Below are 26,286 nucleotides of genomic sequence, written 5' to 3' on the forward strand. Positions count from 1 at the left end.
GCGAACATTCACACCTTGTTCAATGCGACGGGCTTAGGCAGGACGGCATTATGAAACGCGCTCTCGCTTCGATCCTGGCATTTGGCTTGGTTGCCACGCCGTTGCTGGCGGAGCCCGCTTTTGCCCAGCAGCGGAGCGAGCAGGGTGAGGCGCGACGCGAGATGAACGCGGGCAATATCATGCCCTTGCGCCAGATCGAGGCGCGCGTGCTGCCGACCATGAAGGGTGCCGAATATCTCGGCCCTGCCTATGATCCGGCCGCCATGGCCTATCGCCTCAAGTTCATCCGCGACGGTCGGGTGCTGTTCGTCGATGTCGATGCGCGCACCGGTCGGATCCTGCGTCGCAGCAACTGAGATTGCGGTGGGAGAAACCCCGTTCAGGTTGACGCGTTCATCTACATGAACGAAACCCGCCACAAACTATCCGAGGACGGAACTTCATGCGGATCCTGATCGTCGAGGACGAGCCCACGCTTGGGCTGCAACTCAAAACGACGCTCGAACAGAACGGCTATGCGGTGGACCTGTCCACCGACGGCGAAGACGGCCACTTCCTCGGTAGCACCGAGGATTACGACGCGGTCATCCTCGATCTCGGCCTGCCCGAGATCGATGGCCTTACGGTGTTGGGAATGTGGCGTCGCGAAGGACGCAGCTTCCCCGTGCTCGTGCTGACCGCGCGCGACAGCTGGAGCGACAAGGTCGCCGGGCTCGATGCAGGGGCGGACGACTACCTTGCCAAGCCGTTCCAGACCGAAGAGCTGATCGCGCGCTTGCGTGCGTTGATCCGGCGCGCTTCGGGCAACACCTCTTCCGAGCTGATTGCCGGCGACGTCCGGCTGGACACGCGGTCGGGCCGGGTCACGCTTGCAGGCGAGCCGGTCAAGCTGACAGCACAGGAATACAAGCTGCTTAGCTACCTCATGCACCACAAGGGCAAGGTGGTAAGCCGCACCGAACTGATCGAGCACATCTACGATCAGGATTTCGACCGCGATTCGAACACGATCGAGGTCTTCGTAACCCGCATTCGCAAGAAGCTGGGTGCAGACGTGATCACGACGATCCGTGGACTTGGGTACAGCCTCGACGACCCCGCCGACCAGCCGCGCGCCTAAGCCCGAATCTTCCGTAAGGGGAGACCAGGCCAAGGCGGCGCCGGCGACGGCGGAGCCAGTCCTGGCGGCAGTGACCGAGTCTGCCCAACCGCCTGCGCGGCGCAGCCTCGCCGCGCGCATGATGGCGATTGCGGCGATCTGGATCGGTGTGCTCCTGCTTGGGGGCGGTTTCGCGCTCGACCGCACGCTTACGCGACTGGTCGAGAGCAATTTCGACGACCAGCTCGAATACCTGCTCAATGCGATGATCGTCACCGCCGAGATCGGACCGGACGGGGAAGTCTATTTCAATCGTCCGCTGGGTGAGCCGCGCTTTCTCGAACCGAACAGCGGTCTCTACTGGCAGATCAGCGCCAAGGGGCAGGAGGATACCCCGTCCTATTCGTTGCTGAACAAGCCTTCGCGCTCGCTATGGGACACGCCGCTCAAGCTGCGCGAAGATCACTTCGACACCGAGCCGCATTTCTACGATTCGTATCAGTTCGAGGACGAGCCGCTGCGGATCGTGGAACGGACTGTGATCCTGCCTGATAGCGACACCAGGTGGACCTTCGCCGTGGCCTCGGCGCGCGAGGAACTCGACTTCCAGATTAACCGTATCCGTTCGATCCTGGTGTGGAGCTTTGCCCTGCTCGGCCTGGGTCTCTTCGCCATGGCGATGGCACAGAGCTGGTATGGCCTCTCCCCATTGCGCAGGGTCCGCGCGGCGATCCAGTCGATGCGTTCGACGGGCTCCAATCGCATTTCAGACCCGCTCCCGCTCGAAGTCGAGCCGTTGGTCGAAGAAATCAACGCGCTGCTCGCGCATACCGAAAAGCAAGCCGAAGAAGCGCGCACGCACGCCGGCAATTTGGCGCATGCGCTCAAGACGCCGCTGACCGTGCTCACCAATGCCGCGACCGCACGGGACCCTCAACTGGCCGACCTCGTCTTCCGCGAAACCAAGACGATGCAGCGCCATGTGGAGCACCACCTTGCCCGCGCCCGCGCGGTGGGGCGGCGGGCGAGCGGGCACAGCCGCGCGGAAGTCTGGCCAAGCGCACAGAGCGTCCTGCGTGCGGTGACCCGCATCTACGAGACCACACGCTTCGATCTCGACGGCAACAAGTCGGCGACGGTCAGTGTGGAACGTCAGGACCTCGACGAAATTCTTGGCAATTTGATCGAGAATGCCGCCAAGTACGGAGGCGGTAGCGTGTTCGTGACGATCGACGCCGAAGCCGATGCGGAGATGTGCGTCATTTGGATCGAAGACGACGGGACCGGCATTCCCGAAAGCGAGCGAACCCGCATATTCGACCGCGGTGCTCGGCTTGACACGGGCAAGCCGGGCACGGGACTGGGCCTGGCGATCGTGCGCGATGTAGCAGAGATATATGGGGGCTCAGTCGAACTGGGCGAGAGCGAAGACTTGGGGGGACTGCTAGTGAAACTGATCTTGCCGAGAACCGCGCAATGAGTGCGCTGCGCAAGCTGGCGCTGCTGTCGGGATCGATCCTGCTGGCGGGGTGCAACATGGTCGTGTCGGACGAGCCGTGGCTGACGCGTGGGCCTGACACGCCGGTTATGAAGCCAGGCATTTGGGTCAGTGAGGGCAAGCCTGATTGCGAGTACGATCTCGCCACTCCGGTCGAAAGCTGGCCCGAATGCGCCGACCCCGCGATCATTCGGGCAGACGGTGCGTTTCTCACCCTGAACAAGGAAACCGCCAAATGGCGGGTGAATGAAGTCATTCTTGGCACCGATGATCCGATTGTCGCCCAGGTGGCATTGCCCGAGCAAATAACGACAACCGAAGCCGACGCCCCGAAGTATATCTACCTCGCGATGCGCCCCACCGGGCAAAATGCTGGAGGAGAGATCACCGCGATCGAGACCTGGATGATGCAATGTGGCCCGATCGACAGGGTCAAGGTCAACTCGGGCGACCAAAATGCGATGGTGACGAAAGAACCCTTCGACGGGCTTACTGTCGTAGGTAGCAATTGCCACGCTGACAGCATAGCGGCACTGACCAACGCGGCCTCGCAGAGCGAAGCACTCGCGGACAGCAAGGGCGCGGCGCGTTGGGTAAAGGAAGCTGGTGCCGTAGAGGTCGAGTAGGGCGGGCTTAGCCCGCCGCCGTCTTTTCGTGGTGGCGGATGACCTCGTCGATGATGAAGCGGAGGAACTTCTCGCTGAACTCGGGGTCGAGTTCGGCTTCTTCCGCGAGCTGCCGCAAACGGGCGATCTGCGCCTGTTCGCGCCCCGGGTCGGCAGCGGGAAGGGCAGTCTTGGCTTTGTGCTCGCCCACCGCCTGCGTGATGCGGAATCTCTCCGCCAGGATGTGGATCAGCGCGGCATCGATGTTGTCGATGCTCTTGCGGTAGGCGGCCAGCACCGGATCGGGCGAGGGTTGCGCGGATTGCGTCATCGCTTGCCAGATTAGCGGCAATTGCGCCCTTGCCAAGAAAGCATCTCCAGCGCATGGCCAAGCCGAAATGACAGCTACCGTAGTACCCCTGCCGCGCAAGGAACCCGAGGGCTCGATCGAGCCGATGCTGGCGCTCACTGCGCCCGGCATGAACCAGGTCAACCAGGTGATCCTCGATCGGATGCAGAGCGAAGTGCCGCTTATTCCGGCGCTTGCAGGACATCTGATTTCAGGCGGCGGCAAGCGCTTGCGGCCCATGCTGACGCTCGCCGGTGCGGAAGTCGTGGGGTACAACGGCGCGCGCCATCACAAGCTCGCCGCAGCAGTCGAGTTCATCCATACCGCCACATTGCTGCACGACGACGTCGTCGATGGCAGCGACTTGCGGCGCGGCAAGGCAGCGGCCAACATCATTTTCGGCAATCCGGCGACGGTGCTGGTGGGTGACTTCTTGTTCAGCCGCGCCTTCGAGCTGATGGTTGAGGACGGCAGCCTCAAGGTTCTCAAAATCCTCTCCGGCGCCAGCGCGATCATTGCCGAAGGCGAGGTCGATCAGCTCACCGCGCAACGCAAGATCGACACCAGCGAAGAGCGCTATCTTCACATCATTCGCGCCAAGACCGCGGCGCTGTTCGCCGCAGCCAGCCGCATCGCTGCGGTCGTTGCCGAGTGCGACGATGCACAGGAACGCGCGCTCGATGAGTATGGCCGCAATCTCGGCGTCGCTTTCCAGCTGGTCGACGACGCGCTCGACTATGACTCGAACGCGGCCGCGATGGGCAAGGATCGCGGCGACGACTTCCGCGAAGGCAAGATGACGCTCCCGGTTATCCTGGCCTATGCGCGCGGCAACGAGGAAGAACGCGAATTCTGGAAGTCCGCGATCGGCGGCTACCGGACGAGCGACGATGACCTCGAACACGCGATCATGCTGATCGACCGCCACAATGCGGTGGACGATACACGCGCTCGTGCGCGGCACTTTGCCCAGCGCGCGATCGATGCCCTGTCGATCTTTCCCGACGGAAAGGCGCGTCAGGCGATGACCCAGGCGGCACTCTTCGCCGTCGCTCGCGGCTACTGAACCCCATCAGCCGTTCCCGGTCGAATTCGGACAAGGAGACCCGTTACCATGCAAACCAAGCGTCTTGGCACATCGGCCATCGTTGTTTCGGATATCTGCATGGGCACTATGACCTTCGGCAGCCAGACCGACGACGCTGAAGCGCTCAGGATCCTTGACCAGAGCTTCGATGCTGGGATCAATTTCTACGACACGGCCGAAGGCTATCCCGTGCCGCCCGACCGCAAGTGGGTTGGCCGGACTGAGGAGATCGTCGGCAAATGGCTTAAGACAAAGCCGCGCGACGCGATCATCCTGGCTACCAAGGTATCGGGCCCCAGCCATGTCTGGTTCCGCAGCCCCAAGCGCGAAGGGATGACGGCGCTTGACCGGCGCAACATCATGGTCGCTGTCGAAGACAGTCTCAAGAAGCTGGGGACCGACTACATTGACCTCTATCAGACCCACTGGCCCGATCACGACACGCCTTATGACGAGACTATGGGAGTTCTCGACGAGCTGGTCCGCGCAGGTAAGGTGCGGATCGTCGGTTGCTCGAATGAAACAAGCTGGGGGTTGATGAAGTCGATCGCTACGGCAGAGCGGTTGGGGACGGTGCGCTACCAGACCATCCAGAACAATTTCAGCCTCAACAATCGCCGTTTCGAGGACGAGCTGGCGCAGGTCTGCCGCAAGGAAGGCGTCAGCCTGATCCCCTATTCGCCGATCGGTGGTGGGGTCTTGTCGGGCAAGTATGCCGATGGCGCCCGTCCAGAAGGCGCACGCTTCTCGCGCTATCTCGAGATTGGCGGACGGCAGGCGGCGATGGCGCGGCGTTTCGTCAATGAAAAGTCGCTGGCCTCGACCGCGCGATTTGCGGAACTTGCCGCCGAACTGGGGATGAGCCCCGTGACGATGGCGGTGATCTGGTCGAAGCAGCACGATTTCGTCGCCTCGACCATTGTCGGGGCCAGCCGTGAGGAACAGCTGCCCGAGATCCTTGCGGCGGCCGACCAGGTGTTGAGCGACGAAACCTTGAAGGCGATCGACGCAATCTCGCGCGAAATCATGTATCCGATGGGTTGATGCGCGCCGCCTTCGTCCGCATCACGCTTGCGTGACCCGGCTGCCGATCCATTCCGTGCTTCCCGACCTGCTCGCCGCATTGCGCGAGCGGAGCGGTGCGGTGCTGGTTGCGCCTCCAGGTGCGGGCAAGACCACGGCTGTCGCACCGGCTCTGCTCGACGAACCATGGTGCACGGGCACGATCATCCTGACTTCGCCACGCCGTGTCGCCGCCCGAGCTGCTGCCGAGCGTATGGCCGAGATGCTCGGCGAGAAACCGGGGGAAACGGTAGGGTATCTTACGCGCCTCGACAGCAAGCGGTCGGCCAGGACGCGAATTCTCGTCGTTACCGAGGCGATTTTCGTGAACACGATCCTTGCCGATGCAGAACTGGCGGGCATTTCCGCGGTCCTGTTCGACGAGGCGCACGAACGACATCTCGATAGCGACCTTGGCCTTGCCCTCGCGCTAGAGACGCGTACCGTGTTGCGTGAAGACCTGCGCGTGCTGGTCATGTCGGCGACCATCGATGGACAACGCTTCGCGCGACTCCTCGACCCGGAGTGCCCGACGATCGAGAGCGAGGGGCGGGCCTATCCCTTGAGGATCGAGTGGCTTGGGTCTTCGCCGCAGGTCTCAATAGAGGAAGCAATGACCGCGGCTGTTGCCCGCGCTTGGCGCGAAGGGCAGGGTGATATCCTCGCCTTCTTGCCCGGCGTGCGTGAGATAGAGCGGACGCGTGAACGGCTTGAGGGCCGATTGCCGGAGGCGCTGGTGTTGCCGCTTCACGGGCAGGTCGAGCCCGCAGGCCAGCGCGCTGCGATCCGGCGCGACCCGGAAGGTCGCAGGCGAGTGGTGCTGGCAACCGCGATTGCCGAGACCTCGCTCACGCTCGACGGTGTTTCGGTGGTGGTCGACAGTGGCTTGTCACGCCATGCGGAGTTCGATCGAGCTGCGGGTACAACTCACCTCGTCACACATCGTGCCAGCCAGGCAGCCGCGGCGCAGCGCGCCGGTCGTGCCGCGCGGCAGGGCCCAGGCGTGGCCTACCGCCTCTGGGAGGAGGCAGGGCACGCCGGGCGGGCACCATACGATCTGCCAGAGATGCTGACCGCGGACCTCGCACCCCTGGTGCTTGGTCTGGCCCGGTGGGGCACCACCGATCCGGCAAGCCTGCAATGGCTTGATCCCCCGCCGGAAGCCTCTGTCTCGGCAGCGCGGAGGACGCTTCAAGCACTGGGGGCACTCGATGATCAGGGACGCATCACGCCGCGCGGAGAGCAGCTCGCGCATTTACCGCTCGATCCCCAGGGGGCTGCCACGGTGCTGTTCGGGGCCGAGCATGGCGTGGCAGAGAATGCCGCGCAGCTCGCGTTGCTCTTGCAGGAACGTGGGCTGGGCGGAAGTGGAGACGATCTTGAACAGCGCCTCTCGCGCTGGAATGCCGACCGGGGTGCGCGCGCAGATGCGAGCCGCAGGCTGGCGGCGCGCTGGGCCCGCAGCGCCGAGCAACTGGTATCGAGAACTGGCGAGAGGAACCCTTCACTGGGCATCCTCCTGGCCGCGGGGAGGCCCGAATTCATCGCCAAGCGACGCGACGCGCATGGCGAGAACTGGATTGCCGCCGGGGGCAGGGGATTCATCCTCGACCCTACATCTCCGCTGGCCCGGTCCGAATTTATCGTGATCGGCGACGCGCAGGGCCAAGCGAAGGGCGCGCGGATCACCGCGGCGATCGCTCTCGATGAAGCAGAGCTCGAACGTTGGCTGCCGGAAAGGATTGAACGCCACAAGAGACTGGACTGGACGGGTGATCGAGTGGAGGCGTCGCTCGAACGCCGGCTTGGGGCGATCAACTTGGCGAGTGGCTCCGACCCTGCGCCCGATCCGCAGGCGATTGTGGATATCCTTGTGGAAAAAGCACTGGAAAACCCGGCAAAACTTCTTCCGAGGGATCTTCTGGCGCGTGCCCGATATGCCGGGATCTCGGCTCTTTCGCCCGACAAACTGGCCGAGAATGCGGCGCTCTGGCTCGTGCCTTTGCTCGCCGGTCGGCGCGACCTTGATCTGCCGCGGTCGCGCCTGGTCGACGCTTTGCTCTCCCAACTCGATTGGGACGCACGTCAGCGGCTGGACCGGTTCGCGCCTCGCGAGTTCGTTTCGCCTGCCGGAACCAGCCATGCGATTGACTATACGGGTGAAGACGCTCCCAGCGTCGAAGTTCGCGTACAGGCACTATTCGGGTTGGAGCAGCATCCGATGGTCGGGGACACGCCACTTCTGCTCAAGCTCACCAGCCCTGCAGGGCGTCCAATCCAAGCCACGCGCGACCTTCCCGGCTTCTGGCGCGGCAGTTGGGCGGATGTGCGTAAGGACATGAAGGGAAGGTACCCCAAGCACCGCTGGCCCGAAGAACCCTGGGCGGAAAAGCCCAGCCTGAAGACCAAGAACGCCTTTTCTCGTTCGGAAGGTTGAATTAGAGGCACATCCACTATGGCAGCACGAATCTATCAGCGACCGAAGAACGCCATGCAGTCGGGCAAGGCTCGCACCGATGAGTGGGTACTCGAGTTTGAGCAATCCGAAGCCCGTCGCGCGGACCCGCTGATGGGCTGGACAGGCAGTGGCGACACGCAGGCTCAGGTCCAATTGACCTTCGCGAGCAAGGATGAAGCCAAGGCCTATGCCGAGAAATACGGCATCGTCGCACGCGTCCACGCGACGCCCAGCAAGACGCTCAAACTGCAGGCCTACGCCGACAATTTTCGGTAATTGATTTTTCCTGTTCCGGTCGCCATATGCGCGGCCGGGAGTCGGTCGGACGTTTGCGTTCGCTCACCGGGTCAGGTCCGGAAGGAAGCAGCCCAGGTGGATTGCGGCGGGTCGACCGGCTCCTTTTGCTTTCACCCACAATTCGACGAAGCGCGGCATGACTTTTGCGGCGCCAGTGCCTACCTACCGGTCATGGGTGATTCACCGGACAATCCCGAAGGCCTCCCCTGGGAAACCGAGGTCGAGAAGGTCGACGCGCCGACCGCTGCCGAGCTTGAGGCAGCGGGGCAGGAATCCATGTTTGGTAACCCGGCGCCGGAGCCAACACCCTCCCATCCACCGGTTCCCGAAGCTCCTGCCGTTGAGGCGCCTAAGCCGGCACCGTCTGCTGGTACGCAGCCCTATCGCGTGCTTGCACGGAAATATCGCCCGCAGACCTTTGCCGAGCTGATCGGGCAGGATGCCATGGTCCGCACTTTGGCCAATGCCATCGCGCGCGACCGACTGGCGCACGCCTTCCTGATGACCGGCGTGCGCGGGGTGGGCAAGACCTCGACTGCGCGGTTGATCGCAAAGGCGCTCAATTGCGTCGGGCCGGACGGGCAGGGCGGGCCGACGATCAGCCCATGCGGCGAGTGCGAGCCTTGCCGGGCGATCGCCGAGGGCCGCCACATCGATGTGATCGAGATGGACGCCGCATCGCACACGGGTGTCGACGACGTTCGCGAGATCATTGAAGCAGTACGCTACGCCGCTGTCAGTGCGCGTTACAAGATCTACATCATCGACGAAGTCCACATGTTGTCTCGCAATGCATTCAATGCTTTGCTCAAGACACTTGAGGAGCCGCCCGCGCATGTGAAATTCCTCTTCGCCACGACCGAAGTCGACAAGCTGCCGGTCACCGTACTCAGCCGCACGCAGCGTTTCGACCTGCGTCGCATCCCCGTGGAAATGCTCCAGGCCCACTTCGCCGAGATTTGCCACAAGGAGGGTGTGGAGGCCGAGGATGAGGCCTTGCATATCGTCGCGAGCGCGGCGGAAGGGTCGGTTCGCGACGGCCTGTCGATTCTCGACCAGGCGATCGCGCACGCCGACCTCGACACTGAAGGTCGTGTGACGGCTGCACGCGTTCGGGACATGCTGGGTCTCGCCGACAAGTCGGCTCAGCGTCGCCTGCTTGGCTACGTGCTGGCGGGTGATGGCAAGGCCTTGCTGGCTGCGGTCGACGAACAGTATGCCTTGGGTGTCGAACCACTGGCTTTGATGCGCGCGCAGATGGACCTCGTTCACCGGATCGCGCTTGTGCAGGTATCCGGAGGCGAAGTGGATGCGCCGACCGCTGAGGAGCGGAGCGCGCTGGCCGAATGGGGTGAGCGCCTTGAAGTCGGGCAGGTGCATCGCCTGTGGCAATTGCTGCTCAAAGGGCATGAAGAAGTGCGGCTCGCGCCCGATCCGCTGGTATCGCTGCGCATGGCTCTCTTACGCGTGCTGCACGCCGGGCAGATGCCCGATCCCGGCCGGCTGGCCAGGCAGCTCGAAACCATGGCTGAGCGCGCGCCTGCTGCGTCGGACCAATCCGCTCGATCGCCGCAAGGCGGCGAGGCCCCTTCGGCACAGACCGGACCCGACTGGCGGGCTCTGGTGGAAGCGATCGATGCCAGGGGGATGATGCAAGAGGCCAGCGTCATGCGCCTGCAGGTACGCGTGGTTGAGCTGGACGATGGCCTGCTACGCTATGGCCGCGACCCAAAGTTCACAGAAGACATCGCACCAGTTATCAAGGACACGCTCTACCGGCATACTCAGAGCCGTTGGACAGTCGAGGAACTGCCCGGCGGGGTTGGCGCGCCATCGCTGGTGGAACAGGAGCAAGCCGCGCGGGACGCCGCTTCGGCGGCGATTCGTGCACATCCCCTGGTGAAGGCGGCCTTTGAGGCATTCCCGGATGCCGAACTTGTCGAGGACGGCGGCGCTACCCCCACGCGCCGCGAAATCCCATGGAGTAGAAACGCATGAATATGGAAGAAATGCTCGCCCAGGCCCAGAAGGCGGCCGAGACGATCCAGAAGCAGATGAACGATGCCCAGGCCAAGCTGGACACGCTCGAAGTCGAGGGCAGTGCCGGCGGTGGCTTGGTCAAGGTCCGTGCTACTGCACGCGGGCGCATTCTCGGTGTGGCTATCGACGACAGCTTGATGAAGCCGGAAGAGAAGCAGATGGTCGAAGACCTCGTTACCGCGGCCTTCAACGATGCACGCGATCGCGCGGACCGACTTTCGGGCGAGGAGATGGCGAAGATCCAGCAGGGCATCGGCCTTCCGCCGGGGATGAAACTGCCAGGTATGTGAGGCGGATCGGCCCCACTCATTGAGGAAGCCTGTGGGGTTCGAAGCGGGTCTTCCACACCCCATTTCGGACCCCGCGTTGCACGGGTCGTAGGTGATCCCCATATTCGTTCCAACACCGGGCCAAATGCCCGCCGGAATCATATTATGACACCCAACTTCCCCCTCCTTCCGTTGCGCGACATCGTCGTCTTCCCCGGCATGATCGTGCCTTTGTTCGTTGGCCGAGCCAAGTCGGTCGCAGCGCTCGAAGTGGCGATGGAAGGATCGAAGGACATCTTCCTCCTGGCACAACTCGATCCGGGCTGCGACGACCCTGATCGCGACGATCTCTATGACGTCGGCGTAGTGGCGCAGGTGCTCCAGCTGCTCAAACTGCCGGACGGGACCGTTCGTGTGCTGGTGCAAGGCACCCGTCGCGCGACGCTGGAACGCCTTACGCCCGAGGGCGAGCACGTGCTCGCCGGTGTTTCCTACACCGATACCGTGACTGCATCGGGCAGCGAAGTGCTGGCGATGATGCGGCAGGTGATCGAGCAGTTTGGCGAGTACGCCAAGCTGAACAAGAAGATCGGCGATGATGCGGTCGAGAAACTCGCAGACATCGACGACGCGGGCGAACTGGCCGATACCATTGCCGCCGCGCTCAATGCCAAGGTCTCCGACAAGCAGGCGCTGCTGGTCGAGCACGATCCGCTGAAGCGGCTCGAAATGGTGATGTCCTTCATGGAAGGCGAGTTGTCGGTGCTCCAGGTCGAACGCCGCATTCGCGGCCGTGTGAAGCGGCAGATGGAGAAGACCCAGCGCGAATATTACCTCAACGAGCAGCTCAAGGCGATCCAGAACGAGCTGGGCGGCGGCGACGAGGATGGCGGCAACGAGATCGCCGAGCTGACCGAGAAGATCGGCAAGACCAAGCTCAGCAAGGAAGCGCGCGAAAAGGCCGAGGCGGAACTCAAGAAGCTCAGGAGCATGCAGCCGATGAGCGCGGAGGCCACCGTCATCCGCAACTATCTCGATGTCTTGCTCGGCCTGCCGTGGGGCAAGAAGAGCAAGGTCAAGAAGGATATCGCCAAGGCCCAGGAGGTCCTCGACGCGGATCACTATGCGCTTGAGAAGGTCAAGGACCGGATCGTCGAGTATCTCGCGGTCCAGGCGCGCACGCGCAAGCTGAAGGGCCCGATCCTGTGCCTCGTCGGACCGCCGGGTGTGGGTAAGACCAGCCTTGGCAAGTCGATCGCCAAGGCGACCGGACGCGAATTCGTGCGCCAGTCACTGGGCGGCGTGCGCGACGAAGCAGAAATTCGCGGTCACCGGCGGACCTATATCGGTTCGCTTCCGGGCAAGATCGTCACCAACCTGCGTAAGGCGGGCAAGTCGAACCCGTTGTTCCTCCTCGATGAGATCGACAAGCTTGGTCAGGATTTCCGGGGCGACCCTGCTTCGGCCCTGCTCGAAGTGCTCGACCCCGAACAGAACAGCAAGTTCCAGGACCACTACCTCGAACTCGACATCGACCTGTCTGACGTGATGTTCGTGTGTACCGCGAACAGCCTCAACCTGCCGCAACCTTTGCTCGATCGCATGGAGATCATTCGTCTCGAGGGGTACACCGAGGACGAGAAGGTCGAGATCGCGACCCGCCACCTGCTGCCCAAGCAGGTCAAGGAGCACGGCCTGAAGAAGGGCGAATTTGCGCTGGAAGAGGCCGCATTGCGCGACCTCGTACGCTACTATACTCGCGAAGCTGGCGTGCGTACGCTTGAGCGCGAGCTGGCGCGCCTTGCTCGCAAGAGCTTGCGCCAGATCCTCGAAGGCAAGGTCAAGAGCGTCACCATTACGCCCGACAACCTTGCCGACTTTGCCGGCGTGCGGAAGTATAAGCACGGCATGAGCGAGGACGAGGCGCAGGTTGGCGCCGTAACTGGCCTGGCCTGGACGGAAGTCGGCGGCGAACTCCTCACGATCGAGAGCGTCACCACCGTGGGCAAGGGCGAGGTGAAGACCACCGGCAAGCTCGGCGAAGTGATGAACGAAAGTGTCGCGGCGGCCTTCAGCTTCGTTAAGGCCCGCGCGCCTCACTACGGGATCAAGCCGAACCTGTTCCAGCGCCGCAACATCCATGTCCACCTTCCGGAAGGCGCAGTGCCCAAGGACGGTCCTAGCGCGGGTATCGGCATGGTCACGTCGATTGTCTCGACGCTGACTGGCGTCCCCGTGCGGCCCGATGTTGCGATGACCGGGGAAGTCACCCTGCGCGGCCGCGTGCTGCCGATCGGCGGCCTCAAGGAGAAGCTCCTCGCTGCATTGCGCGGCGGTATCAAGAAGGTCCTGATTCCGGAAGAGAACGTCAAGGACCTCGCCGAGATTCCCGCCAATGTGAAGGAAGGTCTGGAGATCGTTCCTGTCGCCCATGTCGACGAAGTTCTCGAGCATGCCCTGTGCGCCAAGCTCGAGTCGATCGAATGGACCGAGGCGGACGACCTGGCCAGCCAGCCGGACCACCCGCACGCGCCGCCACCATCGCGAACCGCGCACTGATCGAGATCATGCTGCGACGCAGCGACTCGGGGTTGCTTCCGAGTGGTTTTTTCAGTTGCGGATCGGAACCTTTCTTGCGCGCTTGATGCCAAACGCTGCGTTAACTGCGAAACCGGTGAAATTTGCCTCGCAAACGACGCATTTTGGCCGATTTTGGCTTTGACACCCGGGCCAAAAAACTCTCAATTCGTCTCCCTTCGCGCAGGCGATTCACAGCCCATTTTTTACAAGAAAAACGAGGGGGGTTCCCGACAATGAACAAGAACGACCTGATCGGCGCAGTCGCCGACGCCAGCGGCCTTTCCAAGAGCGATGCTGCGGGTGCGGTTGAAGCGGTGTTCGATTCGATCACCAAGGCGCTTACCAATGGTGACGAAGTTCGCCTGGTCGGTTTCGGTACGTTCTCGGTTGCCAAGCGCAAGGCATCGACCGGCCGCAATCCGCGAACTGGCGAACCGATGACGATCAAGGCCTCGAAGCAACCCAAGTTCAAGGCCGGCAAGGGCCTGAAGGACTCGGTCAACTAAGATTAGCATTGAATTCGCGCGCCGCTCCGTCAGGTGGCGGCGCGTGAAACGAAAAACGCCGCACCGGCAAGCGCTGGTGCGGCGTTTTCCTTGATGGAGGCCCGGGCAATCAGTCGAATACGATAAGCGCCGTCGGGGCTTGCGCGGTGTTTGGCGAAACGGACCAGCTCAATACTTGGCCTCGCGAATGGGGGGCCGGTCCTTCGTCGGTATTGTTGGCAAGGATATGTCCGTCGGTGACGATGCTGAATGTCCCATCCAGTATAGCTATTCGTCCAACCTCACTTTCATCACCCATCATGGCGAGCTGGGTGAGGCCTGTCATCCCAGACGGCATGCCCTGGAACGGGCTGCCGTTCTTCTCAGCACCGAATGCAGGTGCATCGACCCGCACCTGGTTTCCATCCCGCAGCACGATCGTGACGAAGGCATTGGCCATCGGAAGCTTCTCGACCGTCGGAAAGCTGAAGTCGTGGCTCAGTTGGCCGGCAATGTGAAAGTCGATGTCGAAGATACCATCACCGACATACTCGACCTTGTCCCATCCGCGCTGGCGCTCGAGCTTCTTCGCGAACTCCTGCGCTGCTTGTGGGTCGGTGGGATCGATCCCGCCCAGCAGGACCTTTAGCTCCTCGGCGTCCTTCTTGCGCTTGGCAGCACGGTCCTCGGCACCAGCGTCCCAATCGGCCTGCTGCTCGGCTATCTCTTCCGCGGTGCAGTCACGCTCTTCGAAGGTTTCGTCGTCGAGGCAATTGGGCGTGAAGGTTTCTTCCTCTTCGCCCATTTCTCCAAGCTTGCTGAGCGCCAGCATCTGGATTTCGCCGTCGTAGCTGTACGAGAAACTGCCATCCTTCATCAGCGTAAGTTCGCTGGTGAACTTGCCAGGGGAGAACAGGCAGCCGGTCAACATAAGTGCACTTGCACCGGCCAGGGCCAGGCCCCGGATCGTCTTGAATTCCATCACTCCCAATCCCCCCAGAATCGTACCTAGCGTGTGGCTACGGCGTATAGCGAGATCGCCGCGGCATTCGAAACATTCAGGCTTTCGATTTCCTCACCGATCGGCAGCTTGGCCAGCGCGTCGCAGTGCTGTTCGATGTTGTGCCGCATGCCTTCTCCTTCCGCCCCCAGAACGAGTGCGACAGGGCCCTCAGGAAGTGCTTCGGCCAATGTAGAAGCGGCTGCGCCGGTCAGGCCGATGCGCCAGTACCCAGCCTCGGCTATTTGCTCGAGCGCGCGGGCAAGATTGACCACGCGTACCCAGGGTAGCACTTCGAGCGCGCCGGAGGCCGATTTGCCGATCACTCCGCCTTCGGGCGGGGCGTGGCGATCCTGCGTTACCAGCGCGGCAGCACCAAACGCAGCGGCCGAGCGCATGATTGCGCCGACATTGTGCGGGTCGGTGACTTGGTCCAGCACCACGATTGGCCGGGACGAATCACCATCGAGCACTTCGTCGAGGTGGATGTCCTCCAGCGGGGCGCATTCGAGCACCAGCCCTTGGTGGGGCGCATCCTTCGCCACCAACCGGGCAAGGTCGCTGGCATCGGCGTATTCGAGCGGGAAGTCGTGGGGCAGCTCGCCGTCGAGCGATTCGATGCCTTCGCGCGTAGCCCACAGCTTGCGATGGACGCGCTCGGGGTTCTTGAGCGCTGCCTCGACCGCGTGCCGTCCCCACAAGCGCACCTGCCCCGTGCCTGCACGACCGCTGCCGCGCCCACCCTTCATTCGACCAGCCCTGCCGCGTAGAGCCTTCTTGCGTTCGCCTTTTGCCATCGGTTTCGTCCTGTATTCCAGCTTGGCTGCGGCCTGTGCCAGTGAGGCCATTGACAGGCAAGCGCCGCTTCGCCAAAGGGGCGCCTCTCGGCACGGGGTCCGGCTTCGGATCCCTCGATTTCTTCGTGAAATGGCCCGTGTGGACAGGTGGCCGAGTGGTTAAAGGCAGCAGACTGTAAATCTGCCCGCGCAAGCGTACGCTGGTTCGAATCCAGCCCTGTCCACCACCCGCCAACGGAAGAAACCAATTCAATCCTGCCACGCGATGGCGGCCGTCAGGAAACGGGATCGTTCGACCTGAGCTCGACGAATGGTGAGAACTTCGTCTCGCGTTTGACGAAGTTCGTTTCGTAACGACGCACGACCTGATCGACCTCCAGCACTTGTTCGATGACACAGTTGAATTCGGCCATGTTGTCGCAATCGACCAGCATCAGCAGGTCGAAAGCTCCGGCGAGTTCATAGCAGAACTGGACCTGCGGTGCCGCGTCAACGCGGCGCAACAGGGCAGCTTTGCCTCGTTGGTCTGTATGCTCGCCCAATTGAATCATCACGATTGCACGCAAGCGCCGTTCCGTAAGGCGTGGCGCAAGCAGCGCGACGGTTCGGGCAATCCAACCTTCGCGACGTAATCGCCTCAGCCGCCGAGCGAGGGCTGAAGGTGAAAGGGGGACTGCGCGGGCAAGCTCGTCGGCCGTCTGCGCGTCATTGCGCTGAACCAGGTTGAGCAGGGTTAAATCGAATCGGTCCAACATCGAGAGCTTCGTGCCAAAATTTGGCAGCATGCGCACTAATTTTGCGTACATTTGCTGCGCGAGAACTCCTACTGTATTGTTCAACTAAGGCAGTGGAGTTCTCGAATGCATCGTTTGGTTTTTCTGGCTGTTGCTGCAGCCACCCCTGGCGTTCTCGCTGCACAGAGCGCTGGCTCGGCAGCCGTTACTACCGAGGCGACGGTAGAACCATTCGACAAGGCGATCGCCCTCGAGGCCGTCGGCGTACTGGCAACCAAGCTGGAGCAGAACTTCGTGTTTCCAGCAGTTGGGAAAGCCTATGCCGCGATGCTCCGCGAGAACCTTGCGCTTGGCAAGTACTCGGAATTTGCCGACGTTCAGGCCTTTGCTGACGCCGTAACTCGCGACCTTCAGGCCGTGCAGAAGGATGGACACCTAAAGGTTCATATCGTTCCCCCCGAAGAGCGCTTGGGCCCCGGCAATGAGAACGATGCGGCTGCCTCCGAGCCTGCCGGGCCGCCGCAATCCATGAACACCATCTCAAGGTCGGGCTGGATTGCGGATGGCGTAGCCTACATTCGCTTCGAGAGCTTCTTTGGTACCGACGAAACCATGGACGCGCTTCGTGCATTCATCGCCGAGCATAGAGGTGCAAGATCGCTGGTCATCGATATCCGTACGCACCGGGGCGGAGGCCTCGATGAGATGGACCTGCTGTTTCCGCATCTCTTCTCCAAGACCACAGGTTTGCTGGCTATGGATACGCGCGCCTCCGTGATCGAGAATGGTGGAGGCCTGCCTCCGCAGGAAACCCTGCGCCTTGTCGCCGCACCGGAAGGCATAGTGCGGCACGAACATGTGGTCACGCCTGCCAACGATGGGGCATTCCAGAATACCAAGGTCTATGTGTTGACGGCGAAACGGACCGCATCGGCAGCCGAGCACCTCGCGTTGGCGCTCAAGCGGGCGGGTCGCGCGACCTTGATCGGCGAGACCACACGCGGCGCGGGCAATTTCGGAGGAATGGAGCCGCTCGATGCGAGCTTTACCTATGCCGCCTTCATTCCGTTCGGTCGCACGTTTGACCCGGACACGGGGCAGGGCTGGGACGGCATTGGGATCGAACCGAATATCGCCGTTCCCGCCGATCAGGCATTGGACGAAGCGCTCCGGCTTGCCGGAGTTGGTCTTTCAGGCGAAGCGGCATTGGCAGCCATGAAGTAGCCTGCGGGTGCTCGCTTCGGTATCCTGATGACGTGGGTTGCGGGATCGTGGACCCTGCCGGCGCCGTCACGGTTCTGAGGAGATCAACGTCAGATTCGTCTGTCGCCCATCGAGGAAGCGGACCGTCGAACCATCGAAGAACGCGTCTTCCTCGGTGCGGAAATCCACGACTTGGCCATCCCATTCGGGCACGGCATTGTGGGACGTGAGCTCAATCGACCACGTTGTATGCGGGCGGATGTGGTAATTGCCGCGAGGGTCGCCATTCTGGTTGTCCCAGAAGCCGATTGCTGTTCCAGCGCCGTGGCCGTGAAAGCCGATTGGGTGGCTGTAGATCGAAGGATTCAACCCTTCCGATAAGGCCTGCTGACGAGCCAGTGCAAGGACCTCATTGCCGCTTCGGCCCGTCTGGAATGAGGCGCGCAAAATGTCCTGCACTCGATTGCTGGCGGCAAGGCCTCGCGTCAGCCCTTCTGGTGCTGCGGTCTCTCCTGGCTTGAGCACGTAGGCGAGGTGCTGCGTGTCGGTGTTGAGCCGGAGGTAGGTTATCCCGAAGTCGGTCCACAGCAGGTCGCCCGGTTGAATGACTACCTCGCCTTCGAGCATTCCTGTCGCGCCGCGGCGCTGGATGCCGACCGATGGCTGGAACCAGGTGTCGAGGCCCAGTTCGGCGAGTTGTTGGCGGTACCACCACACGACGTCGTTGGTGGTGGTTTCTCCGGGAGTGATGACCTTTCGCGAGAAAGCCTCTTCGATCAGCGCATGGGCCAGGCGCACGATGCCGGGGTAGATCGCCAGCTCCTCGGTACTGCGCGACTCAAGCCAGCGTAGCGACAGCGTTTCGCCCGACACGATCCGTTGACGATATGCCTCTGGCAGGGCTGTCAGCATCGCATTGTACTGGCTCAACGTCAGGCCATCGGCGAAGGCGGTGAGATCCGACGTATTGATCGCGATGGTCGCCGGATCGCGGTCTGCGATAATGTCCGCAACCGCCCGCCACTGGTCCGGCTCGTCCGCGGGGTCCCAACTGGGCTGGAACAATTTACCCAGGCCGTAGCGGCTGACGGTCAGCCGTTCCACTGACCGTCCATCGCCAGGGTCGAAGAAGACCAGGATGGTGCGCCTGCGGGCATGCATGCTCTCGGCATCGAGCATGGTCGCGATCACCGGATCCTCGAAATACTCCCGCGCGGTGACGATCCACATTGCTGTGCCGGTCTCGCGCATGATCTCCGGAATGACGGTTTCCAGCCGCTCGGCGAGGATGCGGTCGATCACCGCAGCACGATCGCGCATTGGCAGGATTGGCGGGTATTCGGGCGCGACCTGCTCATCGTCGCTCATCGGCAAGATGGGGGCCGCTGGGATATCCGCTGATGCAGTCGCGGCATTGCCGCATGCACAAAGCGCGACCGCAGCAAGGATCGTCTTGCAGTCCGCTTTATACCCCTTAGCCGGCACGCATGGCCAGTTCGTCAGCGTCGAGGATGATGACCTCTCGCCGGGCGGGAAGATCGATCAACCCGTCCTTCTTGAGCTTGGTAAGCTGGCGACTGACCGTCTCGATGGTCAGTCCGAGCACGTCGGCGATCTGTTGGCGAGAAAGGGGCAGGCTGACGGCCTGCGGCCCTTCGAGCCCGTTAAGAGCGCAACTCTTGTCTTCCAGGCGATCGACCATCTCGATCAGGAAGGTTGCCAGCTTCTGTTCGGCATTCATCCGACCCAGCAGCAGCATCCAGCGCCGTGTGCGATCGAGTTCGGCCAGCGTACGCTCGAGAAGCTTGTGCTCAAGGCGAGGGTGCTCACGCGCGAACCGGTCAAAGTCGCGGCGCTCGAACACGCAGACATGCGCTTCGGTCAGGGCCTCGACGCCATAGGGCGTAGTCTGGCCGAAGGGGCGGCCGAGGAAATCCGATGGGTAGACCAGGCCCAGAATCTGTTCCTTGCCGTCGGCGGTCTGGGTCGAAAGCTTGAGCACGCCCTCGATAACATTGGCAACGAGGATCGCTTCATCGCCTTCCCACAAGAGCTGCTCGCCGGCCTCCAGGCGGCGGCGGCGCCCGATGTCGTTGAGCAGGCCTATTTCCCGATTATCGAGATCGCCGCAAATGGCGCGATTGCGGATTGCGCAGGCATCGCAGAAATTGGTTGGGCGATCGGTGGCGGGAGCATCCATACCGTCGGCCATAATGCGAAGGGACGCGAGTGCCAACCTTTGCGGTGCGTCTTGCCCCAAGGCGAGGCGGCGCTTAATCCGGCATCCCATGAATCAGGACACCACGATGACCGGACGCCCCGTCATTTCCGCTACCGGGTTGTTTACGCCCGTGGAAAGCATCACCAATGAGGAACTGGTTGCTAGCTTCAACGAATATGTGAAGCGACACAATGAGGCCCATGCAGAGGCAATCGCCGCAGGCGAAATGGAGCCGCTGCAGGAAAGCTCGGTCGAGTTCATCGAGAAGGCGAGCGGAATCAAGGCCCGTCATGTGATGGCCAAGGAGCCGGTGCTTGATCCCGACATCATGGCCCCGCGCTGGCCCGAGCGCTCGAATGAAGAGCTGTCGATCCTGGCCGAAATTGGGGTCAAGGCGGCACGGGATGCCCTGGCGCGCGCCGGGCGTGATCCCAAGGATGTCGATGCGGTACTCTGTGCCGCCTCGAACATGGAGCGGGCCTATCCGGCGATGGCGATCGAGATCCAGCAGGCATTGGGGATCGACGGCTTCGGGTTCGACATGAACGTCGCGTGTTCCAGCGCCACATTCGGCATCCAGACAGCCGCGGACTATATCCGCTCGGGCAATGCCCGGAGCGTGCTGGTGGTCAGCCCGGAAATTACCAGTGGCCACCTCAACTGGCGTGACCGGGACAGCCATTTCATCTTCGGGGACGTCGCTACAGCAGTGCTGGTCGAGGATGCTGCAATCGCGCCTGCGGTGCATTGGGACATTCTAGGTACTCGCCTCAAGACGGTGTTCTCCAACAATATTCGCAACAACTTCGGTTTCCTCAATCGTGCGAATCCCGGCAGCGAGGGGAGCGCGGACAAGCTCTTCGTCCAGGAAGGCCGCAAGGTGTTCAAGGAAGTGGTCCCGATGGTCGCCGAAATGATCGTATCGGAAGCGGGCAGGCTGGGGCTCGATCCGCATGCGTTGCGGCGGCTTTGGCTGCACCAGGCAAATGCTGGCATGAACCGCCTTATCGCGCACCGCGTGCTGGGCCATGAAGCAAATGCAGACGAGAGTCCGACCGTTCTCGATACCTATGGCAATACGTCGAGCGCGGGCTCGATCATTGCCTTCCACCTTCACAATGAAGACCTCGCCCCAGGTGATACAGGGCTGATTTGCAGCTTCGGTGCCGGGTATTCGGCCGGCACGGTGTTTGTGCGCAAGGCCGCGTGACGGGTTGTGGCACCGCGCCGCTAGGCTTAAGTGGCCCCCATGGCAGGTGATCTCCTAGACAACCGCGGCCGCGGCGACGTCCGCTGGTCGTTCCCCTCAATCCATCCCGAAGGACGCAAGTTCGGCGTTATCGCCGTCGTGATCAGCTTGGCTTTCCTGTTGGGCCTCGACTGGGAGATAATCGGCTGGCCGCTGTTGCTCCTTTCAGGAGGGGTGTTCGCCTTTTTTCGCGACCCGGAACGCGTGGTCCCGCAGGATGATCGCGTTATCATCGCTCCGGCCGATGGGCTGGTTTCACTGATTACCGAGGTCGAGCCGCCCGCAGAGATGATGGTCGACGACGGGACGGGGCACGACGGGCTCAGCCCAGGCAAGGTGACGCGCATCTCGATCTTCATGTCGGTGTTCGATGTACACATCAACCGCGCCCCGATCGCTGGCACGATTCGCCGCGTGATCTACATTCCGGGCAGTTTCCTCGATGCCGGTCTCGACAAGGCCAGCGAAGAGAACGAACGCCAGCATATCCTGATCGAGCGGATGGATGGTCTCAAGATCGGCTTTACTCAGATTGCCGGCCTGGTGGCGCGGCGTATCGTGCCCTTTGTGAAGCCCGGTGACACGGTCGGGGCAGGGCAACGGATCGGCCTGATCCGGTTCGGTAGCCGGGTCGACGTCTATCTGCCGGCGGGCACCGATTCCAAGGTCCTGCTCGGCCAGCGCATTGTCGCGGGCGAAACCATTCTCGCCGAAATTGGATCGCAGCAGCTGCTCGAGGGTGTTTCGCAATGAGCGCTGCGCCCGACAAGACTTCGGCCGAGCCGGAGGAGCGGGCGAGGCTTGGACCCAAGGCGGCGGAGGACGAGCGTCCACTGTTGGGACGCTCGCGAGGACTTTCGCTGCGCGCCATGGTCCCCAACGCGATAACGGCAGCAGCGCTGTGTTCGGGCCTTACGGGAATCCGCTTCGCGATCTCGGAGAACTGGGGCGCTGCCGTGGTCGCGATCATCCTGGCCGGGCTTCTCGACGGGATCGACGGGCGCATCGCCCGCGCGCTCAACGCGCAATCGCGGTTTGGCGCGGAGCTCGACAGTCTTGCTGATTCGCTTAGTTTCGGCACGGCCCCTGCGATCGTGCTCTATCTGTGGTCGCTTTCAGTCGAGCCGCGCCTGGGCTGGTTTGCCGCACTGGCTTTTGCGATCTGTTGCGCCCTGCGCCTCGCGCGCTTCAATGCGCAGATCGATGTCGAGCATCAGCCGCACAAGTCGCTGGGCTTCCTCACCGGTGTTCCGGCGCCGCTGGGTGCGGGCCTGGCCTTCGCGCCCTTCTATCTCTGGATGGCGACCGGGCTCGAGGAATTTCGCCAGCCCCTGCTGGTGGGCCCGTGGCTTGTCGCAATCGCGCTGCTGATGATTTCGAACATGGCCACGCCAAGCTGGGCGTCGCTTCGCCCACGTCGTGGAATCAGGCTGGAAGTGCTGGCCTTCGTTGGCCTGCTTTTCGCTGCGCTGCTGGTGGAGCCCTGGTGGACGCTTAGCGCGATCTGCGTCGGCTATCTGTTGCTGCTGCCATACACTCTGGTCCGCTATGCGCGGATCAAGCGACGCGGCTGATCGAGGCTTTCACCGGCTGGCGCGTCCCGCCACGACCGAATCCCGAACACCCTCCCGCTGAAATCGTGGGGCGCAGATCCGGCAGCGGTGCCACGATCGCCGTGCGGATCACTTCGCGTCGCAGCTGGCCGAAAGCGGACCACCAGCGCAGGCCGCTATCGGCCAGCACGCCCAGCGCTGCGACGGCAGTGAGGGCGAAGAGTGCGACTAGGAACAATGCGAACATAGCAAATTCTCCCTGCCCGACTGTTGAAAGCTCTGTTGACAGCCAGGGGATATCTGGTGGAAAACCCGTATTGCCCGCCGGTCGTTCCGGCGATGAGAACAATGTTCCTGTTTTGTTCTCACAAGTCAAGCGCTTTTCGCGCCGGGTTTTCGTTTTTTTACGACGAATGGAGGGTGGATTTCCCTCTCGATGACGGCTAAGGGCGCGCGGTCCGCAACGGATTCGGCCAATTCGGCCTTTTCGTAGTCGGGCAAATCCACATGGAAAGCGCACATACCGGTGCTCGTCGCGGGACACTCCGCATAACGGGTTCCAGCTTTCCAGAGGCAGAACCGGAAAGGAATATGATTATGGCGGCTCCTACCGTCACCATGCAGCAACTGATTGAGGCCGGCGCACACTTCGGCCACCAGACCCACCGTTGGAACCCGCGCATGAAGCCGTACATCTTCGGCGCGCGCAACGGCATCCACATCATCGACCTGTCGCAGACCGTGCCGCTGTTCGCGCGCGCGCTCGACTTCGTCCAGCAGACCGCGCGTTCGGGCGGCAAGGTGCTGTTCGTCGGCACCAAGCGCCAGGCGCAGGAAGCGGTTGCCCAGGCTGCCCGCGCTTCTGGTCAGCACTTCGTCAACCACCGCTGGCTGGGCGGCATGCTCACCAACTGGAAAACGATCTCGCAGTCGATCAAGCGCCTCAAGACGCTTGAAGAGCAGCTTTCGGGCGACACTTCGGGCTTCACCAAGAAGGAAGTCCTCCAGCTCACCCGCGAACGCGACAAGCTTGAAATGTCGCTCGGCGGTATCCGCGACATGGGCGGCATCCCCGACGTGATGTTCGTGATCGACGCGAACAAGGAAGACCTGGCGATCAAGGAAGCCAACGTCCTCGGTATCCCGGTTGTCGCGGTGCTCGACACCAACGTCGATCCCGAAGGCATCGCCTTCCCGATCCCGGGCAACGACGACGCGGCTCGCGCGATCAAGCTTTACTGCGATGCGATCGCCCAGGCGGCGAGCACGGGTCGCGGCGAAGGCATCCAGGATTCGGGTGCCGACATCGGCGCGATGGAAACCCCGCCCGAGGAAGCCATCGAGGCCTGAGCCTTTCGGTGACCGGGCGCAGCAACGCGCCCGTCACATACCGAAGCTACGCGCCGGGCCGCTCATCGAAGCTGGCCCGGTGCCCGCACTTGAGATTTGAGAAGGAATTATACCATGGCTGCATTCACTGCCGCTGACGTGAAGGCTCTGCGCGAAAAGACCGGCGCGGGGATGATGGACGCCAAGAAGGCGCTCGACGAAGCCAATGGCGACATGGAAGCCGCGGTCGACGCGCTGCGTGCCAAGGGCCTTGCCACCGCACAGAAGAAGTCGAGCCGTACTGCGGCCGAGGGCCTGATCGGCGTATCCGTTCAGGGTACCAAGGGCGTGGCGGTAGAAGTCAATTCGGAAACCGACTTCGTCGCCAAGAACGACAAGTTCCAGGACTTCGTGCGCAAGACCACCGCGGTCGCGCTGGACCTGGACAGTGACGATGTCGACGCGCTGAAGGCCGCTGCCTATCCCGATGGCGGCACCGTGTCCGACAAGCTGACCGACAATGTCGCCACCATTGGCGAAAACCAGCAGGTCCGCCGCATGAAGACCGTGTCAGTCGCGCAGGGCGCGGTTGTCGCCTATATGCACAATGCGGTTTCCCCCGATGCGCAGGACCTTGGCAAGATCGGCGTGCTGGTGGCGCTTGAAGGCGATGCCAGCGCCGATGTGCTTGCTACTCTGGGCCGCGATATTGCCCAGCACGCGGCTGCCATGTTCCCGCTGGCGCTGGACGCCGATGGCCTTGACCCGGAGGTGATCGAGCGCGAGCGCAAGATTGCTGCCGAAAAGGCGGCCGAAAGCGGCAAGCCCGAAAACGTGCAGGAAAAGATGGTTGAAGGCGCGGTGAAGAAATACGCCAAGGAAAACGCGCTGCTTAGCCAGATTTTCGTGAAGGACGGCAAGGCAACGATCGAAGAATATGTTGCCCGCACTGCGAAGGAAGCAGGCAGCTCGATCAAGCTGGTCGATTATGTCCGCTTCCAGCTTGGCGAAGGCATCGAGAAGGAAGAGAGCGACTTCGCTGCCGAAGTCGCCGCTGCCGTCGCCGGCTAAGCGGAAACGCTTCCTACAGGATTGGGCCGCCGGAGTTCGCTTCGGCGGCCTTTTTCGTATGTGTCGGGTCGAGGCGGCGGGAGCTTGTTGACGAAGTACAGACGGGGGTTCGCCTTTCCGTAGGGAAGCGCGTCGCGGAGGCGGGAATTACGATATGAAGGAGCCGACGCGAAGCTAGCGCGCGCGTTTCGAGTAGGAAATACGGTTGGACCTGCATGGCTGAGCACTAGAGCGCGAGCGCTACCAGCTCGACCCGCAACACTTTTCCGTGATGCTCCTTGACCAGCACCAGGCCCACGTCGGGGCAGTAGAACTTCTCCTCGATCGAGCCACGTTCCAGCGCGGTCCATTCCTTGGTCACCACACAGTTGTGCAGGTCATGATCGAACACCTCGCTGTTGTAGAGCGAGATCCACGCACCGGTGCGCAGCACCTTGGCCTGATCCTCGGCAAAACCCTCGTAGTACTCTTGATAGTACTCGGTGCCCGGCGTGGGCTCGGCAAGCATCTGAATGCCGGCCACGGCGCCGTTCACACCGGCCTCCCATGAGCCGTCGTTGGGCTCGCAATTTCCCGCACCATCGCAGTCTTGCGAGTATTCGCCGAGGTACCAGACATTGCCGCTGTCGTCCTGTGCGAACCAGTCTTCGGTGTCTTCGACAAGCTCACCAGCGTCGTACCCATCACAGGCCTCGTCTTCATAGGCGGCATCATGAACAACCCGCGTATCGATCCCCGCCACCGCCCGGACATCGGAAGTGACCGTCACAACGTTCCATTCGCACCCGTCTTCGCCTTCACCCATGTACGTAAGGACCGTGCCCGGAACGAGCGGGAAGTATTGGTTGTGAATGTCGAGCGGACTTGAGAAATTCGCCGGATCATAGATCAGTTCGATCTTTCCTCCGCCGTAGGCCCACGCGGGCATCAGCAAAAGAATCGCCGCGCCAAACAAGACGAGGGCCTGGAGTGCGAAGTGGGCCCACCTGCCCTTCACAGGCGGCAAGAGGGTCATCTCATGTTTGGTCAGCATTGGCATCGCCACTTCCACTATCTGTGCGAGATTGGCTCCCTGAATCCACTGAGCTAGTTCGAACGTCGATTGTCCCTTGGCTGGATTGTTCAAGCCTGGATCGAGCAATTTTGCGCAGTAACCGTCAATTCCCCAAGGCAGCTGCGTCTATTCAAGTTGGCAAAAGCCGACTCGCTCAGCCTTGTGATCATACACCGAACGATGACCAGCCGGCAAAGGATCGCCTCTCGCCGGCCCAAACCAGATGAACTGCTCACTCATCTCGTG

26 protein-coding genes, 1 tRNA gene and 1 other RNA gene are annotated in these 26,286 nt (G+C 62.2%); 20 read left to right on the top strand and 8 right to left on the bottom strand.

Going from position 1 to position 26,286, the window contains the following annotated elements; translation table 11 throughout:
• Nucleotides 1–50 precede the first annotated feature (50 nt).
• The 4 genes from HQR01_RS07190 to HQR01_RS07205 all read left to right on the top strand — a co-directional run bounded on the left by HQR01_RS07190 (nt 51) and on the right by HQR01_RS07205 (nt 3,223).
• Nucleotides 51–356, top strand: a complete 306-nt coding sequence (locus HQR01_RS07190) for a PepSY domain-containing protein (protein WP_173213880.1) — start codon at nt 51–53, stop codon at nt 354–356.
• 86 nt (nt 357–442) lie between these two features.
• The gene (locus tag HQR01_RS07195) at nt 443–1,120 is read left to right on the top strand and encodes a response regulator transcription factor (RefSeq protein ID WP_173213882.1); all 678 of its coding nucleotides are present in this window, start codon (nt 443–445) and stop codon (nt 1,118–1,120) included.
• A gap of 118 nt (nt 1,121–1,238) precedes the next feature.
• Nucleotides 1,239–2,579 carry a sensor histidine kinase gene (locus HQR01_RS07200; protein ID WP_173216207.1) on the top strand — a complete coding sequence of 447 codons (1,341 nt, stop codon included), beginning with the start codon at nt 1,239–1,241 and terminating at the stop codon, nt 2,577–2,579.
• Nucleotides 2,576–3,223, top strand: coding sequence for a hypothetical protein (locus HQR01_RS07205; RefSeq protein WP_173213884.1), 648 nt, complete (start codon nt 2,576–2,578; stop codon nt 3,221–3,223). Before HQR01_RS07200 ends, HQR01_RS07205 begins: the two co-directional genes overlap by 4 nt.
• Before the next feature lie 7 nt (nt 3,224–3,230).
• Here HQR01_RS07205 and HQR01_RS07210 read toward each other — a convergent pair whose 3' ends face one another.
• Entirely contained in the window at nt 3,231–3,533 is a 303-nt protein-coding gene (locus HQR01_RS07210; protein ID WP_173213886.1) for a chorismate mutase, read from the bottom strand.
• A gap of 67 nt (nt 3,534–3,600) precedes the next feature.
• Between HQR01_RS07210 and HQR01_RS07215 the strand changes: the two genes are divergently transcribed.
• From HQR01_RS07215 to HQR01_RS07255, 9 genes are all read left to right on the top strand, one after another.
• The gene (locus tag HQR01_RS07215) at nt 3,601–4,617 is read left to right on the top strand and encodes a polyprenyl synthetase family protein (RefSeq protein ID WP_173213888.1); all 1,017 of its coding nucleotides are present in this window, start codon (nt 3,601–3,603) and stop codon (nt 4,615–4,617) included.
• A 48-nt stretch (nt 4,618–4,665) separates the two neighbouring features.
• Nucleotides 4,666–5,682, top strand: a complete 1,017-nt coding sequence (locus tag HQR01_RS07220) for an aldo/keto reductase (protein ID WP_173213889.1) — start codon at nt 4,666–4,668, stop codon at nt 5,680–5,682.
• 31 nt (nt 5,683–5,713) lie between these two features.
• Nucleotides 5,714–8,137 carry an ATP-dependent helicase HrpB gene (gene hrpB / locus HQR01_RS07225; protein WP_173213891.1) on the top strand — a complete coding sequence of 808 codons (2,424 nt, stop codon included), beginning with the start codon at nt 5,714–5,716 and terminating at the stop codon, nt 8,135–8,137.
• An 18-nt stretch (nt 8,138–8,155) separates the two neighbouring features.
• On the top strand, nt 8,156–8,434 hold the full coding sequence (locus HQR01_RS07230; RefSeq protein ID WP_173213893.1) for an ETC complex I subunit: 279 nt from the start codon (nt 8,156–8,158) through the stop codon (nt 8,432–8,434).
• 34 nt (nt 8,435–8,468) lie between these two features.
• Nucleotides 8,469–8,563, top strand: an RNA gene (ffs, locus tag HQR01_RS07235) — signal recognition particle sRNA small type.
• A 63-nt stretch (nt 8,564–8,626) separates the two neighbouring features.
• Nucleotides 8,627–10,453, top strand: a complete 1,827-nt coding sequence (locus HQR01_RS07240) for a DNA polymerase III subunit gamma/tau (RefSeq protein ID WP_173213895.1) — start codon at nt 8,627–8,629, stop codon at nt 10,451–10,453.
• Nucleotides 10,450–10,785: a YbaB/EbfC family nucleoid-associated protein gene (locus HQR01_RS07245; RefSeq protein WP_234030283.1), complete on the top strand. Its 336-nt coding sequence runs from the start codon at nt 10,450–10,452 to the stop codon at nt 10,783–10,785. The genes HQR01_RS07240 and HQR01_RS07245 overlap by 4 nt, the downstream gene beginning before the upstream one ends.
• A 144-nt stretch (nt 10,786–10,929) precedes the next feature.
• Nucleotides 10,930–13,323: an endopeptidase La gene (lon, locus tag HQR01_RS07250; RefSeq protein WP_173213897.1), complete on the top strand. Its 2,394-nt coding sequence runs from the start codon at nt 10,930–10,932 to the stop codon at nt 13,321–13,323.
• A 254-nt stretch (nt 13,324–13,577) separates the two neighbouring features.
• Nucleotides 13,578–13,850, top strand: coding sequence for an HU family DNA-binding protein (locus tag HQR01_RS07255; RefSeq protein WP_173213899.1), 273 nt, complete (start codon nt 13,578–13,580; stop codon nt 13,848–13,850).
• Nucleotides 13,851–13,959: 109 nt separating this feature from the next.
• On the opposite strand, the gene HQR01_RS07260 is transcribed toward HQR01_RS07255, so the two are convergent.
• Together HQR01_RS07260 and rlmB are read right to left on the bottom strand one after the other, a co-directional pair.
• Entirely contained in the window at nt 13,960–14,811 is an 852-nt protein-coding gene (locus tag HQR01_RS07260) for a hypothetical protein (RefSeq protein WP_173213901.1), read from the bottom strand.
• A 26-nt stretch (nt 14,812–14,837) separates the two neighbouring features.
• Nucleotides 14,838–15,626, bottom strand: a complete 789-nt coding sequence (gene rlmB / locus HQR01_RS07265; RefSeq protein WP_173216211.1) for a 23S rRNA (guanosine(2251)-2'-O)-methyltransferase RlmB — start codon at nt 15,624–15,626, stop codon at nt 14,838–14,840.
• Nucleotides 15,627–15,767: 141 nt separating this feature from the next.
• Between rlmB and HQR01_RS07270 the strand changes: the two genes are divergently transcribed.
• A tRNA-Tyr gene (locus tag HQR01_RS07270) sits at nt 15,768–15,853 on the top strand.
• A 48-nt stretch (nt 15,854–15,901) separates the two neighbouring features.
• Here HQR01_RS07270 and HQR01_RS07275 read toward each other — a convergent pair.
• On the bottom strand, nt 15,902–16,465 hold the full coding sequence (locus HQR01_RS07275; RefSeq protein WP_173213902.1) for an Lrp/AsnC family transcriptional regulator: 564 nt from the start codon (nt 16,463–16,465) through the stop codon (nt 15,902–15,904).
• A 21-nt stretch (nt 16,466–16,486) separates the two neighbouring features.
• Between HQR01_RS07275 and HQR01_RS07280 the strand changes: the two genes are divergently transcribed.
• A complete protein-coding gene (locus tag HQR01_RS07280; RefSeq protein ID WP_173213903.1) occupies nt 16,487–17,584 on the top strand; it encodes a S41 family peptidase in 1,098 nt (365 codons plus the stop codon).
• A gap of 66 nt (nt 17,585–17,650) precedes the next feature.
• Here the strand turns inward: HQR01_RS07280 and HQR01_RS07285 are convergent, their stop codons facing one another.
• Nucleotides 17,651–18,931 (bottom strand): M24 family metallopeptidase, encoded by a 1,281-nt coding sequence (locus HQR01_RS07285; RefSeq protein WP_173213905.1) that lies wholly within the window; start codon nt 18,929–18,931, stop codon nt 17,651–17,653.
• Nucleotides 18,932–19,037: 106 nt separating this feature from the next.
• Nucleotides 19,038–19,775: a Crp/Fnr family transcriptional regulator gene (locus HQR01_RS07290; protein WP_234030284.1), complete on the bottom strand. Its 738-nt coding sequence runs from the start codon at nt 19,773–19,775 to the stop codon at nt 19,038–19,040.
• A gap of 76 nt (nt 19,776–19,851) precedes the next feature.
• Between HQR01_RS07290 and HQR01_RS07295 the strand changes: the two genes are divergently transcribed.
• Genes HQR01_RS07295 through HQR01_RS07305 form a run of 3 tightly spaced genes read left to right on the top strand, consistent with a single transcriptional unit; the run spans nt 19,852 to nt 22,607 of the window.
• A complete protein-coding gene (locus HQR01_RS07295) occupies nt 19,852–20,994 on the top strand; it encodes a beta-ketoacyl-ACP synthase III (RefSeq protein ID WP_199800361.1) in 1,143 nt (380 codons plus the stop codon).
• Nucleotides 20,995–21,033: 39 nt separating this feature from the next.
• On the top strand, nt 21,034–21,786 hold the full coding sequence (locus HQR01_RS07300; RefSeq protein WP_173213907.1) for a phosphatidylserine decarboxylase: 753 nt from the start codon (nt 21,034–21,036) through the stop codon (nt 21,784–21,786).
• Nucleotides 21,783–22,607, top strand: a complete 825-nt coding sequence (locus HQR01_RS07305) for a CDP-alcohol phosphatidyltransferase family protein (RefSeq protein WP_173213909.1) — start codon at nt 21,783–21,785, stop codon at nt 22,605–22,607. Before HQR01_RS07300 ends, HQR01_RS07305 begins: the two co-directional genes overlap by 4 nt.
• Here HQR01_RS07305 and HQR01_RS07310 read toward each other — a convergent pair.
• Nucleotides 22,591–22,833: a hypothetical protein gene (locus HQR01_RS07310; protein ID WP_173213911.1), complete on the bottom strand. Its 243-nt coding sequence runs from the start codon at nt 22,831–22,833 to the stop codon at nt 22,591–22,593. The two genes, HQR01_RS07305 and HQR01_RS07310, sit on opposite strands and share 17 nt — an antisense overlap.
• A 350-nt stretch (nt 22,834–23,183) precedes the next feature.
• Between HQR01_RS07310 and rpsB the strand changes: the two genes are divergently transcribed.
• Nucleotides 23,184–23,936 (top strand): 30S ribosomal protein S2, encoded by a 753-nt coding sequence (gene rpsB / locus HQR01_RS07315; protein WP_173213913.1) that lies wholly within the window; start codon nt 23,184–23,186, stop codon nt 23,934–23,936.
• 114 nt (nt 23,937–24,050) lie between these two features.
• Nucleotides 24,051–24,986 (top strand): translation elongation factor Ts, encoded by a 936-nt coding sequence (gene tsf, locus HQR01_RS07320; RefSeq protein ID WP_173213915.1) that lies wholly within the window; start codon nt 24,051–24,053, stop codon nt 24,984–24,986.
• A 226-nt stretch (nt 24,987–25,212) separates the two neighbouring features.
• Here tsf and HQR01_RS07325 read toward each other — a convergent pair whose 3' ends face one another.
• Entirely contained in the window at nt 25,213–26,019 is an 807-nt protein-coding gene (locus HQR01_RS07325) for a hypothetical protein (RefSeq protein ID WP_173213916.1), read from the bottom strand.
• Nucleotides 26,020–26,286: the final 267 nt, after the last annotated feature.

Source organism: Erythrobacter mangrovi (assembly GCF_013260645.1).
In the GTDB taxonomy this organism is placed as follows: Bacteria; Pseudomonadota; Alphaproteobacteria; order Sphingomonadales; family Sphingomonadaceae; genus Qipengyuania; species Qipengyuania mangrovi.

Coding starts and splice junctions, on each gene's coding strand:
- HQR01_RS07190 (WP_173213880.1), top strand. CDS start 51: ATGAAACGCGCTCTCGCTTCGATCCTGGCATTTGGCTTGGTTGCCACG.
- HQR01_RS07290 (WP_234030284.1), bottom strand. CDS start 19,775: ATGGCCGACGGTATGGATGCTCCCGCCACCGATCGCCCAACCAATTTC.
- HQR01_RS07200 (WP_173216207.1), top strand. CDS start 1,239: ATGATGGCGATTGCGGCGATCTGGATCGGTGTGCTCCTGCTTGGGGGC.
- HQR01_RS07280 (WP_173213903.1), top strand. CDS start 16,487: ATGCATCGTTTGGTTTTTCTGGCTGTTGCTGCAGCCACCCCTGGCGTT.
- lon (WP_173213897.1), top strand. CDS start 10,930: ATGACACCCAACTTCCCCCTCCTTCCGTTGCGCGACATCGTCGTCTTC.
- HQR01_RS07310 (WP_173213911.1), bottom strand. CDS start 22,833: ATGTTCGCATTGTTCCTAGTCGCACTCTTCGCCCTCACTGCCGTCGCA.
- HQR01_RS07220 (WP_173213889.1), top strand. CDS start 4,666: ATGCAAACCAAGCGTCTTGGCACATCGGCCATCGTTGTTTCGGATATC.
- HQR01_RS07195 (WP_173213882.1), top strand. CDS start 443: ATGCGGATCCTGATCGTCGAGGACGAGCCCACGCTTGGGCTGCAACTC.
- HQR01_RS07260 (WP_173213901.1), bottom strand. CDS start 14,811: ATGGAATTCAAGACGATCCGGGGCCTGGCCCTGGCCGGTGCAAGTGCA.
- HQR01_RS07285 (WP_173213905.1), bottom strand. CDS start 18,931: ATGAGCGACGATGAGCAGGTCGCGCCCGAATACCCGCCAATCCTGCCA.
- tsf (WP_173213915.1), top strand. CDS start 24,051: ATGGCTGCATTCACTGCCGCTGACGTGAAGGCTCTGCGCGAAAAGACC.
- HQR01_RS07240 (WP_173213895.1), top strand. CDS start 8,627: ATGGGTGATTCACCGGACAATCCCGAAGGCCTCCCCTGGGAAACCGAG.
- HQR01_RS07325 (WP_173213916.1), bottom strand. CDS start 26,019: ATGCTGACCAAACATGAGATGACCCTCTTGCCGCCTGTGAAGGGCAGG.
- HQR01_RS07210 (WP_173213886.1), bottom strand. CDS start 3,533: ATGACGCAATCCGCGCAACCCTCGCCCGATCCGGTGCTGGCCGCCTAC.
- HQR01_RS07205 (WP_173213884.1), top strand. CDS start 2,576: ATGAGTGCGCTGCGCAAGCTGGCGCTGCTGTCGGGATCGATCCTGCTG.
- HQR01_RS07245 (WP_234030283.1), top strand. CDS start 10,450: ATGAATATGGAAGAAATGCTCGCCCAGGCCCAGAAGGCGGCCGAGACG.
- HQR01_RS07215 (WP_173213888.1), top strand. CDS start 3,601: ATGACAGCTACCGTAGTACCCCTGCCGCGCAAGGAACCCGAGGGCTCG.
- rpsB (WP_173213913.1), top strand. CDS start 23,184: ATGGCGGCTCCTACCGTCACCATGCAGCAACTGATTGAGGCCGGCGCA.
- HQR01_RS07300 (WP_173213907.1), top strand. CDS start 21,034: ATGGCAGGTGATCTCCTAGACAACCGCGGCCGCGGCGACGTCCGCTGG.
- HQR01_RS07305 (WP_173213909.1), top strand. CDS start 21,783: ATGAGCGCTGCGCCCGACAAGACTTCGGCCGAGCCGGAGGAGCGGGCG.
- HQR01_RS07255 (WP_173213899.1), top strand. CDS start 13,578: ATGAACAAGAACGACCTGATCGGCGCAGTCGCCGACGCCAGCGGCCTT.
- rlmB (WP_173216211.1), bottom strand. CDS start 15,626: ATGGCAAAAGGCGAACGCAAGAAGGCTCTACGCGGCAGGGCTGGTCGA.
- HQR01_RS07295 (WP_199800361.1), top strand. CDS start 19,852: ATGAATCAGGACACCACGATGACCGGACGCCCCGTCATTTCCGCTACC.
- HQR01_RS07230 (WP_173213893.1), top strand. CDS start 8,156: ATGGCAGCACGAATCTATCAGCGACCGAAGAACGCCATGCAGTCGGGC.